General features: G+C 39.2%; 13 protein-coding genes. 6 read left to right on the top strand and 7 right to left on the bottom strand.

Annotated elements, in window-relative coordinates:
* Positions 1 to 387: 387 nt before the first annotated feature.
* Positions 388 to 1,842 carry an aminoacyl-histidine dipeptidase gene (gene pepD / locus DV417_RS08210; protein ID WP_118879338.1) on the bottom strand — a complete coding sequence of 485 codons (1,455 nt, stop codon included), beginning with the start codon at positions 1,840 to 1,842 and terminating at the stop codon, positions 388 to 390.
* Positions 1,843 to 1,948: 106 nt separating this feature from the next.
* Between pepD and gpt the strand changes: the two genes are divergently transcribed.
* Positions 1,949 to 2,416, top strand: a complete 468-nt coding sequence (gene gpt / locus DV417_RS08205; protein WP_118879337.1) for a xanthine phosphoribosyltransferase — start codon at positions 1,949 to 1,951, stop codon at positions 2,414 to 2,416.
* A gap of 82 nt (positions 2,417 to 2,498) precedes the next feature.
* Here the strand turns inward: gpt and glpK are convergent, their stop codons facing one another.
* The 4 genes from glpK to glpT form a co-directional block, all read right to left on the bottom strand.
* Positions 2,499 to 4,010: a glycerol kinase GlpK gene (glpK, locus tag DV417_RS08200; protein ID WP_118879336.1), complete on the bottom strand. Its 1,512-nt coding sequence runs from the start codon at positions 4,008 to 4,010 to the stop codon at positions 2,499 to 2,501.
* A gap of 20 nt (positions 4,011 to 4,030) precedes the next feature.
* Positions 4,031 to 4,825 carry an MIP/aquaporin family protein gene (locus tag DV417_RS08195; RefSeq protein ID WP_009499676.1) on the bottom strand — a complete coding sequence of 265 codons (795 nt, stop codon included), beginning with the start codon at positions 4,823 to 4,825 and terminating at the stop codon, positions 4,031 to 4,033.
* Positions 4,826 to 5,055: 230 nt separating this feature from the next.
* A complete protein-coding gene (glpQ, locus tag DV417_RS08190; protein WP_005626929.1) occupies positions 5,056 to 6,150 on the bottom strand; it encodes a glycerophosphodiester phosphodiesterase in 1,095 nt (364 codons plus the stop codon).
* Positions 6,151 to 6,243: 93 nt separating this feature from the next.
* Positions 6,244 to 7,686: a glycerol-3-phosphate transporter gene (glpT, locus tag DV417_RS08185; protein WP_009499681.1), complete on the bottom strand. Its 1,443-nt coding sequence runs from the start codon at positions 7,684 to 7,686 to the stop codon at positions 6,244 to 6,246.
* Positions 7,687 to 7,979: 293 nt separating this feature from the next.
* Here glpT and glpA point away from each other — a divergent pair, with 293 nt between their 5' ends.
* Genes glpA through glpC form a run of 3 tightly spaced genes read left to right on the top strand, consistent with a single transcriptional unit; the run spans position 7,980 to position 12,251 of the window.
* Entirely contained in the window at positions 7,980 to 9,671 is a 1,692-nt protein-coding gene (glpA, locus tag DV417_RS08180) for an anaerobic glycerol-3-phosphate dehydrogenase subunit A (RefSeq protein WP_005629395.1), read from the top strand.
* The gene (gene glpB, locus DV417_RS08175; protein WP_046939926.1) at positions 9,661 to 10,959 is read left to right on the top strand and encodes a glycerol-3-phosphate dehydrogenase subunit GlpB; all 1,299 of its coding nucleotides are present in this window, start codon (positions 9,661 to 9,663) and stop codon (positions 10,957 to 10,959) included. The genes glpA and glpB overlap by 11 nt, the downstream gene beginning before the upstream one ends.
* 11 nt (positions 10,960 to 10,970) lie before the next feature.
* On the top strand, positions 10,971 to 12,251 hold the full coding sequence (gene glpC / locus DV417_RS08170) for an anaerobic glycerol-3-phosphate dehydrogenase subunit GlpC (RefSeq protein ID WP_046939928.1): 1,281 nt from the start codon (positions 10,971 to 10,973) through the stop codon (positions 12,249 to 12,251).
* A 363-nt stretch (positions 12,252 to 12,614) separates the two neighbouring features.
* Here the strand turns inward: glpC and asnA are convergent, their stop codons facing one another.
* A complete protein-coding gene (gene asnA / locus DV417_RS08165; RefSeq protein ID WP_118796036.1) occupies positions 12,615 to 13,607 on the bottom strand; it encodes an aspartate--ammonia ligase in 993 nt (330 codons plus the stop codon).
* Between the two features lie 153 nt (positions 13,608 to 13,760).
* Between asnA and asnC the strand changes: the two genes are divergently transcribed.
* Complete coding sequence (gene asnC / locus DV417_RS08160; RefSeq protein WP_005635654.1) at positions 13,761 to 14,213, top strand: transcriptional regulator AsnC; 453 nt, start codon at positions 13,761 to 13,763, stop codon at positions 14,211 to 14,213.
* Positions 14,214 to 14,238: 25 nt separating this feature from the next.
* Here the strand turns inward: asnC and hslR are convergent, their stop codons facing one another.
* Positions 14,239 to 14,634, bottom strand: coding sequence for a ribosome-associated heat shock protein Hsp15 (hslR, locus tag DV417_RS08155; protein WP_118879335.1), 396 nt, complete (start codon positions 14,632 to 14,634; stop codon positions 14,239 to 14,241).
* Between the two features lie 70 nt (positions 14,635 to 14,704).
* Here hslR and nudE point away from each other — a divergent pair, with 70 nt between their 5' ends.
* The gene (gene nudE, locus DV417_RS08150) at positions 14,705 to 15,274 is read left to right on the top strand and encodes an ADP compounds hydrolase NudE (protein ID WP_118879334.1); all 570 of its coding nucleotides are present in this window, start codon (positions 14,705 to 14,707) and stop codon (positions 15,272 to 15,274) included.
* The last annotated feature ends 178 nt before the right edge of the window (positions 15,275 to 15,452 follow it).

The raw sequence follows: 15,452 nt of genomic DNA, 5'->3' as shown, positions 1-15,452 counted from the left end.
AAGTGAATAAGTGATTAAACTTCACAAAAAAAATCTCCCGCGAAAATTTTTATTTTTTACTATAAAAGATAGTGAGCTATCATTACGTGGTTAAGATGTTTAAAGTTTGATTTTTGGCACGGGTAAATCATCATTTAGGGTTGCTTTCAAATTTGATTAAAAAGTAATCAAAAATCAACGAAAAAAATTTTTTAGTACCATATTTTGTACTATATTTTTGATGCTAAAAAATAATATCCTTGTCTTTCATTATGTTAGAGATGAAATTCAACTCCCATTCCCTCCGCCAATTCTATATATTTCATTTTTATCATTTCTATTGTCTATAAAAATAAAAGCGGTCAAAACCGTTTTTAATTTTGACCGCCCTTTTCGATTAATACTAGATTACTTTGCTGGAATGTCCGCTAATACTCTCGTCAATAAATCCCAATAGGTTTGCACCGTTGCAATTTCCACTTTCTCATCTGGTGAGTGAGCATTTCGAATTGTTGGCCCGATAGAAATCATTTCTATGTGTGGATAATGTTCCTTTAAAAGACCACATTCTAATCCTGCGTGAATGACTTTCACTACAGGTTGCTCGCCTAGCACTTCAGCATAATGTTTGCGAGTAACGTCCAAGATAGTTGAATCATTTACAGGTTGCCAGCCCGGATAAGGCGCAGAAAACTCAACTTTTGCATTTGTTAAGATTGCAAGTGAGCTAAGCATTTCTGTTACGTAATATTTACCGCTTTCAATTAATGAACGAACTAAAATGGTGCTTTTTACAACATAACCTTCTGTTTTCAATACGCCAACGCTTAATGAACTTTCTACAACATTTTTAACTACATCACTATTGCGGATTACGCCGTTTGGTAATACGTTGAGTGCGTTAATTACCGTTTGAGTACTTTGTGCGGTGAATACGGTAGGGGCTTTTTCTGCTGATTCTACAAAAAGTGTGAAATTAGGTTCTGCAATTGCTAATTCTTCTTTAAGAACAACCGCTAGATTTTCTACCGCACTTTCCATAGCTTTTATATCACCATTAAAGGCTAATACGGCTACAGCTTCTCGAGGAATTGCATTACGAATTGAGCCACCACGAATTTCAGAGAGAGTAAAGTGCGGTTCATTTTGAGAGAGTTTTGCTAATACTCGTGCTAATACTTTGATTGCATTTGCACGCCCTGTATGGATATCGCCACCAGAGTGGCCGCCACGTAAACCTTTAAGGGTGATTTGTGCGCTGTGCTCAAACGGATTGGTTTCATATTGAACTGGAATTTCAAAGTTTGCGTTAATCCCGCCCGCACAACCAATGTAAATTTCGCCAATTTCTTCGGTATCTGTATTAATTAAAATTTCAGATTGTAACCAGTTATGACGTAAACCTTTTGCTCCATCCATGCCGGTTTCTTCAGTCATTGTTAAAAGCACTTCAAGAGGTGGATGAGCTAAATCATTGCTTTCTAGTACCGCTAACGTAGAGGCTAAACCGATACCATTGTCAGATCCTAATGTTGTACCTCGCGCTTTCACCCATTCCCCGTCAATATAAGGTTGAATAGGATCTTTGGTAAAATCATGTGGGTTGCCTTCATTAGCCTGAGGCACCATATCTAGATGGGCTTGTAGAACAACTGGCGTGTGATTTTCCATTCCTTTCGTAGCGGGTTTACGAATGAGGACATTCCCCACTTCATCACGTTCAACAAAAAAATTCTTTTCTTTCGCGCAATTTACAATAAAGTTAGCTAACGCATCTTCATGATGAGAAGGGTGAGGGATTGCACAGATTTGATCGAACCATTTCCACAGTAATGCTGGTTTAAGTGTTGTAATTTCAGACATAGTCACTCCTTTTTACTGAAAAATTTCGTGAAATAATAGCATAAAACGCCATTTCGGGTTATCCTTACGCAATTTTTATTTATCGATAAATTTCTAAGGTGCAATTATGAGCGAAAAATATGTGGTGACTTGGGATATGTTCCAAATGCATGCCCGCAAATTATCTGAACGTTTACTTCCGGCTTCTCAATGGAAAGGTATTATTGCGGTGAGTCGCGGTGGTTTATTTCCAGCAGCTGTTTTGGCTCGTGAGTTAGGTCTTCGCCATATTGAGACTGTTTGTATCGCAAGTTATCACGATCATAACAATCAAGGTGAATTACAAGTTCTTCATGCTGCTAAAGTACCAAATGGCGGTGAAGGGTTTATCGTGGTAGACGATTTAGTTGATACGGGTAATACAGCGCGTGCGATTCGTCAAATGTACCCTAATGCAAAATTTGTGACTGTATTTGCAAAACCTGCAGGTGCAGAATTAGTGGATGATTACGTGATTGATATTCCACAAAATACTTGGATTGAGCAACCTTGGGATTTAGGTTTGACCTTTGTTCCACCTCTCTCTAGAAAATAATTTTTATACAGATACAAAATAAAAGAGCGGTCAAAATAAAAGAAGTTTTGACCGCTTTTTTGTATGAGAATTAATTTATAAATTATTCTTCATCTTCTTTTGCCCATTCTAATGAGCGTTTAACTGCTTTTTTCCAGCCTTTGTAGCGACGTTCGCGTTTTTCATTGTCGCTGTCCGGACTAAAGGTGCGTTCTACACGGGCTTTATCGCGAAGCTCGTCTAAATCTTTCCAGAAGCCTGTTGCTAAACCAGCAAGGTAAGCGGCACCTAGAGCGGTTACTTCTTTCACGACAGGGCGTTCAACATTTACATCTAAAATGTCAGCTTGGAATTGCATTAAGAAGTTATTGTTGGTTGCGCCACCATCTACACGAAGATATTGTAAGCGTTCACCAGAATCTGATTGCATAGCCTCTAAGACATCACGGGTTTGGTAAGCAATAGATTCTAAGGTTGCACGAACAATATGATTACGGTTTGCACCGCGAGAAAGGCCAAAAATTGCACCGCGCGCATATGGATCCCAATATGGTGCACCTAAACCTGTGAAAGCTGGAACAACATATACGCCATTACTATCAGTCACTTTTTGAGCGAAGTATTCAGAGTCAAAACTATCGTGAACAATTTTGAGTTCATCACGGAGCCATTGGATTGATGCACCCGCGATAAATACAGAACCTTCTAAGGCATATTCTGGTTCGCCTTTTGCATTACAAGCGATGGTTGTGAGTAGTCCATTTTTGGATGTAATAGCTTTGTTACCTGTGTGGAGTAACATAAAGCAACCTGTGCCATAAGTGTTTTTGGCTTGACCTGAATGTACGCAAAGATGTCCGTAAAGTGCAGCCTGTTGGTCACCAGCAATCCCAGCAACAGGAATACGAACACCGCCTTTACCACCGATATTGGTTTGGCCGTAAATTTCAGAAGAATTACGCACTTCAGGTAACATTGAACGTGGAATATTCAAGATTTCAAGCATCTTGTCATCCCATTGTTTGGTGTGAATGTTGAATAACATGGTACGAGATGCATTGGTATAATCGGTTACGTGCACTCGGCCTTGAGTCAGTTTCCATACAAGCCAAGTATCAACGGTACCAAATAATAATTCGCCTCGTTCTGCTTTTTCTCTAGCACCTTCAACGTTATCCAAAATCCATTTTACTTTTGTACCAGAGAAGTAAGGGTCAACCACCAAGCCTGTGGTATTACGAATGTATTCTTCATGGCCATCGGCTTTTAATTTATCGGTAATGTCTGCTGTACGGCGACATTGCCAAACGATAGCGTTATAAACAGGTGTACCGGTTGCTTTTTCCCATACAATGGTGGTTTCACGTTGGTTGGTGATACCGATAGCAGCGATTTCATCAGATGTAATGCCTGCTTTGGCAACGACTTCGTTTAAGGTTGAGCTTTGAGTTGCCCAAATTTCCATTGGATTATGTTCTACCCAACCAGCTCGAGGGTAGATTTGGGTAAATTCACGTTGTGCAATTTCAACCACATTCGCATTATGATCTAATAATACTGCGCGAGAGCTTGTTGTGCCTTGGTCTAATGCAATGATGTATTTTTTGTCTGTCATAGTATTACTCCTTCAAATAATTATTCGCAGCCGCAATTACAAGGTAAATTGCCGCCAATTGCTTTTTTGTATAACCATGCACCAGCTAATGCGCCTAAAACAGGTGCAACCATTGGAACGATAAAATAAGGGATTTCACGTCCGCCAGTTAAAGCGAGTTCGCCCCAGCCAGCGAGATAAGCAAAGAATTTTGGTCCGAAGTCACGTGCTGGATTCATGGCAAAACCTGTCAATGGGCCCATGGCACCGCCGAGAACTGCGATTAATACACCAATTAATAATGGCGCAAGTGGACCACGAGGTACACCGTTTCCATCGTCAGTTAATGCCATAATTAATGCCATAAGAATTGCAGTAATCACAAATTCCACAGCAAAGGCTCCACCAATGCTTAAACTTGGATGAGGATAAGTGGAGAATGTACCCGCAAGGCTTAAACTTTCTTGTGTACCACGAACAATGTTGTGGGCTGTTTCATAATCAATAAAAACATTGCGGTATAAGGCATAAACTAATGCTGCAGCAAAGAATGCGCCGAGCATTTGTGAAATGATGTAAGGAATTACTTTTTTGCCGTCAAAGCAAGCAAATTTCCAAAGGGCAATGGTTACTGCTGGGTTTAGATGTGCACCAGATAAACCAGCTGTTGCATATACTGCAAGTGCAACGCCCATCCCCCACATAATGCTGATTTCCCACAAGCCAAAACTAGCGCCTGCTACTTTTAGTGCTGCAACGCAGCCCACACCAAAGAAAATCAATAAGGCTGTACCTAAAAACTCGCCGATACAGTTCGCTTTTAATGATTTATCCATAGATCACTCCTTAGAAGTGCGGTTGAAATGAAGGGTGTTTTCCCTAAATAAAAGGGAAGAAGAATCTATTAAAAAAGAATACGGAGTGTTTTGAAATAGCCTCCTTATTTGAATTCTAGGTTAGAACACCTAGATTGACTATGATGTCACTCTGTTAGAGTAACTTTTGGCTTCTACGATATGGAAACCTAGTTAACCGTGGGTATGTTTACCCACGGTTGTGAGGGATATTATTTTTTCCCTTTTAAGAATTCCACTCCAGTATCTGGGAAATCAGTAAATACGCCTGTTGCACCTGATTTATTCAATAATGCATCGTACATTTGATTTACATCTGTGAAGAATTCTGGCAACGCGTCTTTACGCACTGTATATGGATGAAGTTCAACTTTGTATTGAGCAAGCTCTTTTACTAATGGTGTGTATACAATGTTGCCTGGTTTAGATTGTTCTTTATCTACTAACATATACCAACCCGGACCAACACCATCAGCATATTTTACCACTTCTGCCATTGCACCTGGTTTAAACATCCAATCGTAATCGTAGTTTACCCATTTACCTTTCGCATCTTTTTCTTGCGTTTCTTTCCAATCCGTATAAGCCACTAATTGAACTAATTTCAAATCCATGCCCATTTTTGGAAGTAATTCTGTTTTGATACGTTTTAACTCATTAAAGTCGAAAGTTTGTAAGTAAACCATATCGGTTTTCTTATCATAGCCATATTTTTTCAATACTTTGAGCGTTTCAGCGGCAATATCTTTGCCATTTTGATGGTGGAACCAAGGTGCTTTGATTTCTGGATAAATCCCTACTTTTTTGCCAGTCGATTTTTCTAAGCCTTGGATAAATTCAATTTCATCTTCAAAGGTGTGAATTCTGAAGTGTGATTTCCAAAGTGGGAAACGACCAGGATAAACTTGTGCTTGTTTGCCATCTTTAGTTTCAAAGTTTTCTGTCATTTCTAAACTTTGAATTTCTTTTAAGGTAAAGTCGATTACATAGTAACGACCATCTTTGCGGTGACGATGTGGGAATTTTTTCGCTACATCAGTCAAACCATCTAAAAAGTGATCGTGAATAACCACTAAACGACCATCTTTAGTCATTGCTAAATCTTGCTCTAAATAATCAGCATGTTGTGCAAACGCAAGTGCTTTAGATTCTAAAGTATGCTCTGGTAAATAACCGCTGGCACCACGGTGAGCAATAATGATTTTGTCTGATTTCATTTGGGTGTTTGCCATGCTTGATGAATGGCTGCTGCAACCGGCAAGTACACCAGCTGCTAATAGAGAAAGTGCTAAAGTTTTAAGTTTCATAAGTATTTTCTCCTTAAGAGTGCGGTAAATTTTTTAGATTTTAGTTACAAAAAAGGCGACTAAGCAATTTGCCCGTCGCCTTTTTTAAGCTAATTATTTAGTACCGTAGGTATCGCCTAATTTCGCTTTGTGTTTTCCTTCTTCAACCATTACGATTAAGAGTAATAACACCGCTAATACACCACCGCCGATCATTACGTAGAAACCACCGTCCCATCCGTAATGTTGAGCAGCCCAACCGATAACTGCAGATGCAGAAACTGTACCACCTAAGTAACCGAATAAACCGGTGAAACCTGCTGCAGTACCTGCTGCTTTTTTCGGTGCTAACTCAAGAGCATGTAAACCGATTAACATTACAGGACCATAGATTAAGAACCCGATTAAAGTCATTAAAATGAAGTCAGTTAATTGGTATGGGTTTTGATACCATGCGCTGTAGTTTGCTAATTCAGCTTCTGGTGTAGCTGGGTTCATCCAGTACGCAACAACTGCTGCAGTGGTTAAGATCATGAAGATGAAGCCGGTTAAACCACGTTTACCTTTGAATACTTTATCTGATACCCAACCACATAATAATGTACCTGGAACCGCTGCTAATTCATAGATGGTGTATGCCCATGCGGTACCTTTGATGTTGAAGTGTTTTACTTCGCTCAAGTAAACTGGAGACCATTTTAATACGCCGTAGCGGATTAAATAGACGAATACGTTAGCAATCGCGATGTACCATAACAATTTGTTTTTTAATACATAAGTTACGAAGATTTCTTTTGCAGTTAAATCGTTTTCGTAAGTTTTTTCGTTATAGTCATCTGGGTAGTCATTACGCCATTTTTCAATTGATGGTAAACCACAAGATTGTGGAGTATCACGCATGACGAAGTACACAGGAATTGCACAGATCATTGCTGCAATACCAGGGTAGTATAAAGATTGTTGCCAGATGTCTTTTGCTTGTGCTTCAATACCGTGAGTGCTGAAGAAAATTGCACTAGCTAATAACACCATTGCACCAGGCATCATACCACCGATATTGTGCGCAGTATTCCAAATTGACACGATAGTACCGCGTTCAGATTTAGACCACCAGTGCACCATAGTACGGCCACATGGAGGCCATCCCATACCTTGGAACCAGCCATTTAAGAAGATCATCGCCCACATGATAGCGATGCCAGAGGTTGCCCATGGGAATAGACCCATTAAGGTCATACATAAACCAGATAGTAATAAACCAAATGGTAGGAATACACGAGGGTTAGAACGGTCAGACATACCAGCCATTACGAATTTTGATAAACCGTAAGCAAGACCAGCTGCAGAACCGATTACACCAAGCTCAGCTTTTGTATAAAGACCAGCTTGAATTAAACCAGGTTGTGCTAAGTCAAAGTTTGCACGCACGAAATAGTATGCGGCATAACCAAAGAAGATACCTGCGAATACTTGCCAACGTAAGCGTTTATACGTGGAATCAATTTTTTCCGCTGGAAGTTCCGCAATATGCGGAGCGGGTTTGAATGGTCCAAACATAATTTTTTTCTCCAACTTTTAATTATGTGTAAGTTTTATTCACCCTTTATTAGACAGTAAGGGATAGGCGCATAATAAAAGAAAATAAAAAATAAGGAAGTAAAAAAAGTAAAAAATGTGAAGTGTTTCACAAAATTTTTACACCATTTGAGCGAATGCGAAAATTATTGTGATCGGTATCACAAAATTGTTTTCTTTTGCGCTCAAAATGTTGTTAATTTGGCCGCACTTCTCTACAATGCCTGTGATTTTTATATTACTTTTTTGTTAAATTTTGGGAATTGGGGGTAAACATGGGATTATCGCCTAGCATGTACAAAGATGTTGGAGATTTTTCGCCACTTAGTACCGATGTCATTATTATCGGTGGTGGCGCAACGGGGGCTGGTATTGCGCGTGACTGTGCACTTCGTGGCATTGATTGTATTTTATTGGAACGCCGAGACATCGCAACGGGTGCGACAGGACGTAATCACGGATTATTACATAGTGGTGCGCGTTATGCCGTGAACGACCAAGAATCTGCTGAAGAATGTATTAAAGAAAACCGCATTTTGCGCAAAATTGCGCGTCATTGCGTAGATGAAACGGAAGGCTTATTTATCACGTTGCCTGAAGATTCTCTCGACTATCAAAAAACCTTCCTTGAGAGCTGTGCAAAATCTGGAATTGATGCGCAAGCCATTGATCCTGATTTAGCTAAAATTATGGAGCCCTCTGTAAACCCAGATTTAGTGGGAGCTGTTGTTGTGCCAGATGGTTCGATTGATCCATTCCGTTTAACTGCCTCTAATATGATGGATGCGACAGAAAACGGCGCAAAAATGTTCACTTATTGCGAAGTAAAAAATTTGATTCGTGAAGGTGGGAAAGTGATTGGTGTGAATGTGTACGATCACAAAAATCGTAGAGAACGTCAATTTTTTGCACCGCTTGTTGTGAATGCTGGTGGTATTTGGGGACAAGGGATTGCAGAATATGCCGATCTCAAAATCAAAATGTTCCCTGCGAAAGGTGCATTGCTCGTAATGGGCCATCGCATTAATAAACTTGTAATTAACCGCTGCCGTAAACCAGCTGATGCGGATATTCTAGTTCCAGGCGATACAATCTGTGTTATTGGTACAACGTCAAGTCGTGTTCCTTATGATCAAATCGATAACATGCAAGTGACGCCAGAAGAAGTGGATATTCTTTTCCGTGAAGGTGAAAAACTCGCACCGAGCTTGCGTCATACTCGCGTATTACGTGCTTATGCTGGGGTGCGTCCATTAGTTGCAAGTGATGATGATCCATCAGGTCGTAATGTGAGCCGTGGTATTGTGTTACTTGACCACGCAGAACGCGATGGCTTAGATGGCTTTATTACTATCACTGGCGGTAAGTTAATGACTTATCGTTTAATGGCTGAATGGGCGACCGACCTTGTTTGTAAAAAACTTAATAAAACGGCTCGTTGTGTGACTGCGGAGCAACCTTTGCCAGGCTCTACTGAAAGCCGTCAAGAAACCAACCAAAAAGTCATTTCATTACCAAGTACAATTCGTTATTCTGCTGTGTATCGTCATGGTTCGCGTGCTACTCGTTTGCTTGAAAAAGAACGTTTAGATCGTTCAATGGTTTGTGAATGTGAAGCGGTGACGGCGGGCGAAGTGCGCTACGCGATTGATGAATTGGGTGTAAATAACATTGTGGATTTACGCCGCCGTACTCGTGTTGGTATGGGTACTTGCCAAGCTGAACTGTGTGCATGTCGTGCTGCAGGCTTAATGAACCGTTTTGAGGTGGCAACACCAACTCAATCAACCACTCAACTTTCTGCTTTTATGGAAGAACGCTGGCGTGGTATTGAGCCGATTGCTTGGGGTGAAGCGATTCGCGAAGCCGAATTTACATCTTGGATGTATGGTAGCGTATTAGGTTTAAATGATGTGAAACCGCTTGATGAACAAGCACAACAAGGGACGGATAGCAATGAATTTTGATGTAGCCATTATTGGCGGTGGTTTAGCGGGTTTAACCTGTGGCATCGCCCTTCAACAACGCGGCAAACGTTGCGTGATAATCAACAACGGTCAAGCAGCCATTGATTTTGCATCCGGCTCTTTAGATTTATTAAGCCGTATGCCATCAACGCCAAATGGAGAAGGTCGCGCGGTAGAAAATTTAAAAGAAAATATCACCGCACTTCGCAATGAATTACCTGCTCACCCTTATAGCTTATTGGGCACAGAGAAAGTGCTTGCTAAAGCGCAAGATTTTGAACGTTTAGCTAATGAATTAAATCTTGATTTAATTGGTTCTACGGAAAAGAACCATTGGCGTGTAACAGGCTTAGGTAGTTTACGTGGTGCGTGGCTTTCACCAAATAGTGTGCCAACTGTACAAGGTAATGAACGTTTTCCGCATAAACGTATTGCGGTGCTTGGTATCGAAGGTTATCACGATTTTCAACCTCAACTTTTAGCGGCGAATTTAGTGTTAAACCCACAATTTGAGCATTGTGAGGTGACTAGTGGTTTCTTAAATATTCCACAATTAGACGAGCTTCGTAAAAATGCTCGTGAGTTCCGCAGTGTAAACATCTCTCAACTTCTAGAGCACAAACTTGCGTTTAATGATCTTGTTAAAGAAATTATTGAATCAGCGCAAGGTGCAGATGCCGTATTTTTACCGGCTTGTTTTGGTTTAGAAAACCAAGAATTTATGACCGCACTTCGTGAGGCAACTAAGCTCGCATTATTTGAATTGCCAACGTTGCCACCATCATTACTCGGTATGCGCCAGCGTATTCAATTACGCCGTAAATTTGAATCCCTTGGTGGTTTAATGATTAACGGTGATAGTGCATTGAGTGCAACATTTGAAGGAAACCAAGTGCGTTGTGTCAACACTCGCTTGCTCGAAGATGAAGAAATTACTGCAGATAACTTCGTACTAGCTTCAGGCAGTTTCTTCAGTAAAGGACTCATTTCTGAATTCGATAAAATTTATGAGCCGGTTTTTGAATCCGATATTATCGGTGTTGAAGGGTTTAACGATAAAGATCGTTTTACTTGGACTGCTCATCGTTTTGCTCATCCACAACCTTATCAATCTGCTGGTGTGGCAATTAATGCTCAATGCCAAGTGCAAAAGAGCGGTCAATATTTAACGAATTTATATGCCGTCGGTAATGTGATTGGTGGGTTTAATGCCCTTGAGCTTGGTTGTGGTTCGGGTGTCGCAGTTGTAACTGCCTTGGCGGTTGCTGATGAAATCTTGGCAAAATAAGGGGGAATAATATGGATAATAATATTCAACGACTCATTGATAGTGCAAAACAATCCCTTAATTCACCTGAAAGCCATAAATATATCGACGAAAGTTTTGAAAGCTGTATTAAATGTACGGCTTGTACCGCTGTTTGTCCGGTTTCACGCAACAATCCGCTTTATCCTGGTCCAAAACAATCTGGCCCAGATGGTGAGCGTTTACGCTTAAAATCTGCTGAACTTTACGATGAAGCACTTAAATATTGTACCAACTGTAAACGTTGTGAAGTGGCTTGTCCGTCTGATGTGAAAATCGGTGATTTAATTGTGCGTGCACGTAATAACCACTTAGCACAATCTAAAAAACCGTTAATGAATAAATTGCGTGATGCGATTTTAAGTAACACTGATGTCATGGGGAAAATCAATACGCCATTAGCGCCGATTGTAAACACTATCACAAGCCTAAAAGCTACCAAATTTATGTTGGAAAAAACGCTTAAAATTAGTAAAGAACGTACTTTACCTAAATATGCGTTTGGCACGTTCCGTAGCTGGTATATGAAAAATGCGTTACAAGACCAACAAAAATTTGAGCGTAAAGTCGCGTATTATCATGGTTGCTATGTGAACTATAATAATCCGCAGCTTGGTAAAGAATTCCTTAAAGTGTTCAATGCGATGAACATTGGGGTGATGCTATTAGAAAAAGAAAAATGCTGTGGTTTACCATTAATGGTGAACGGTTTCCCAGAACGTGCACGTAACATCGCACAGTTCAATACCGATTACATTGGAAAAATGGTAGATGAAAATGGACTAGATGTGATCAGTGAAGCATCAAGCTGTTCACTTAATCTGCGTGATGAATACCATCATATTTTAGGCATCGACAATGCTAAAGTACGTCCGTATATTCATATGGTGACACCGTTCTTATACCAGCTTTTCAAAGAAGGTAAAACATTACCGCTGAAACCACTTAAACTTCGAGTGGCTTATCACACTGCTTGTCACGTAGATAAAGCAGGTTGGGCACCTTATACTTTGGAAGTGTTGAAAAAAATTCCTGGTTTAGAAATCATTATGTTACCTAGCCAATGCTGTGGTATTGCGGGGACTTACGGTTTTAAATCAGAAAACTATGAGGTTTCACAATCTATTGGTAAAAATCTATTCGACAATATTAACGAAGGCGGGTTTGATTACGTCATATCGGAATGCCAAACCTGTAAATGGCAAATTGATATGTCATCTAACGTGACCTGTATTCACCCATTAACCTTACTCTGTATGTCGATGGATGCTTAAAAATAAGAAAAATGCACTTTGTAATGAAAGTGCATTTTTTATAAGTAGAAAAAAGTGCGGTAAATTTTATTTGTATCCAAAAAGCTAGACTAAACAAACCAACCATTGAGGTGGAGATTTTATTATGGGTAAACATTACACAATCAAATTTAAAATAGGTTCTCCAACCAATTCTGAATAGGAAAGTGAGGTATCAGCAGATACTGCTAGTTTTTATAATAAATAAGATCAATGGTTCAAACCAAGGCTGGCGTATTAAATGGCGACTTATCGATGAATTCAATTGAAATTAAAAGGACTGAATTCGACACAATATCGTCATCAGTCCTTAATTAAAGAGTCTAGGTTTTGGGGTAAATCAATTTACAGAATATTTGAAAATTCCTCTAACATTTCTTTTGGCCATACGCTTGATTGTACTTCACCGATATGTTTTTTACGAAGTAAAAGCATCGCTAAGCGAGATTGACCGATACCGCCTCCGATAGTTAATGGTAATTTTCCGTTTAATAAATCTTGGTGCCAATCCATCTTTAAGCGGTCTTCATCACCTGTTAAGCTTACTTGTAAACGTAATGCACTTTCATCTACGCGGATACCCATTGAGGAAAGTTCAAAGGCTTTACCTAATTGGTCGTTCCATACCAAAATGTCACCGTTTAAGCCTTTATAGCCGTTTTCAGATTCAGTTGTCCAGTCATCATAGTCAGGTGCTCGACCATCATGAGGTTTGCCATCTGAAAGTTTACCGCCAATCCCAATTAAGAATACTGCACCGTATTCTTTACAAATTGCGTTTTCACGTTCTTTACTGCTTAAATCAGGATAGCGTTTTACTAAATCTTCGCTATGCACAAAGGTAATGTGTTTTGGAAGAATCGAAGGGATATCAAAACGTGCTTCTACGGCTAATTCTGTTAAACGAATAGCACGATAAATAGAATTTACCGTTTCTTTTAAGTATGCAAAATTACGACGACCTTCAGGAATCACTTTTTCCCAGTCCCATTGATCCACATAAACAGAGTGCGTTGGATCAAGAGAATCTTCATCTGGACGTAATGCTTTCATATGAACAAACAAGCCTTCGCCTTCTTTAAAGTGGAAGCGAGCAAGGGTATGGCGTTTCCATTTTGCAAGAGAATGTACTACTTCAAATACCGCATTTGGAATACATTTCACGTTAACTTGAACGGCTTTTTCAATGCCAGATAAGTTATCTTGCATTCCGTTACCCACTTGGCTCAAGATAGGACCTTGTACTTCAATAATGCCAAGTTGTTCAATAAGATTTTGGGTGAAGGTATTCTTCACAAAACTGATTTCTTGTTGTTGTAAAATAAATGTCTTTTTCATTTTGATAACCTTTTTTTAAGAAAAATAATATTTTTGAGTATTATTCAGTAAATGATGATTTTATTTCAAGTATTTTGTTTACTTTCTTTTCTTGGTTGAATATTATCTAATTCGTTAGGAAAAAATTAAATAAAATCTAAAGGAGAAGATTTTATGCACAACATCGATAGTTTAGATCAGCAAATCTTACGTGTACTAACCAAAGATGCGAGAACTCCCTATGCCGAAATGGCTAAAAACTTTGGTGTCAGCCCAGGAACGATTCATGTGCGGGTAGAAAAAATGCGCCAATCGGGCATTATTGAAGGCACGAAGGTGATCATTGATGAGCGTAAATTAGGTTATGACGTATGCTGTTTTATCGGCATTATTCTAAAAAGCGCAAAAGATTATGAGAAAGTGATCAAAAAGCTAGAAAGTTTCGATGAAGTGGTGGAAGCCTATTATACAACGGGCAATTACTCGATTTTCTTAAAGGTGATGACACACACAATCGCAGAATTACATTCTGTTTTGGCGACCAAGATTCAGTTAATTGATGAAATTCAGTCTACTGAAACCTTGATTTCAATGCAAAATCCAATTTTGCGAGATATTAAACCTTAAGAATATAGAAAGTGCGGTGAAATTTTTATTCAAATTTATCCTGATGTTTAAATTTCAATAAATCTCTCCGCTCTTTTTTGTTTGGGCGACGATCTGGATGGGGCATTGAAAGGGAGTTATTTTTTCTTGCCCATGCTATTTCTTCTCTTTTTTTCACGCTATTTTCGGTTTCTTGATAAAGTAATTGTGCTTCTGGTGCACCTCGACGCTGATCGCTTAATGCAAGGATTTGAATTTCTTTTTCTTCATTTCCTTGACGAAGTTTTAACATTGCGCCTACTTCCACAATTTTACTTACTTTCGCGCGTTGGTTGTTGTAATGCACTTTGCCACTTTCAATCATCGCTTTAGCAATGCTACGTGTTTTGTAGAATCGCGCAGCCCACAACCATTTATCTAATCTGACTTCTTTTTCTTCCATTTATGAATTTCTCTTTTGCTTTTTTGTGGTACAGTTTGTTCCAATCCTATCACAAAATAAAGGAAAACTTATGTTATCCGATTCATCCAAAAAATTACCTAAAATTCTTACCGCACAAGTCGTTGCTAAATCTCGTTTATTTGAAATTCAGTCTGTTGATTTGGCGTTTTCTAATGGGGAATTACGTACTTATGAGCGTTTCAAACCAGGCAATCAACAGGCTGTTATGATGGTTCCCATTGATGGGGATGATCTTTTATTGATTCGTGAATATTCAGTTGGCACAGAACGTTATGAATTAGGGTTTCCTAAAGGCGGAGTAGATAAAGATGAAGAACCGAAAGATGCAGCAAATCGTGAATTAAAGGAAGAGTTGGGGCTGGGGGCCAATAAAATTGATTTCTTGCGTACGGTGATTACCAATCCAAGTTATATGCGCAGCATTATGCATATTTTTGTTGCTCAGGATTTTTATCCTTGCCAGTTAGAAGGTGATGAGCCAGAGCCGTTAGAAATTGTTCGCTTTCCATTGTCGAAAATCGATGAATTACTTGCAGATCCAAGTTTCAATGAGGCTAGAAATTTAACCGCACTTTATTCTTTGAAAGATTATTTAAGCCAAAATAATGGGCTTAATTGAATATCGTTCTCTTATTTTCTCTTTTTTAAAAAGAGGAAAATCATGGCTAGCCAGATGAACATCACCCTGAGTTAGCCTTTTTCTCTTATCTATAAATAAAATATCATTCAAATATTCCCCTTTTTATTAAATATTTTCTAATAAGCTCAAATTTCCCTTTAAAAAACTTGAAAAAATA

The organism is Haemophilus haemolyticus, from assembly GCF_003490935.1.
Lineage (GTDB): Bacteria > Pseudomonadota > Gammaproteobacteria > Enterobacterales > Pasteurellaceae > Haemophilus > Haemophilus haemolyticus_M.
Note: the sequence above shows the minus strand (reverse complement) of the source record. Positions and strands in the feature narration are given on the sequence as shown.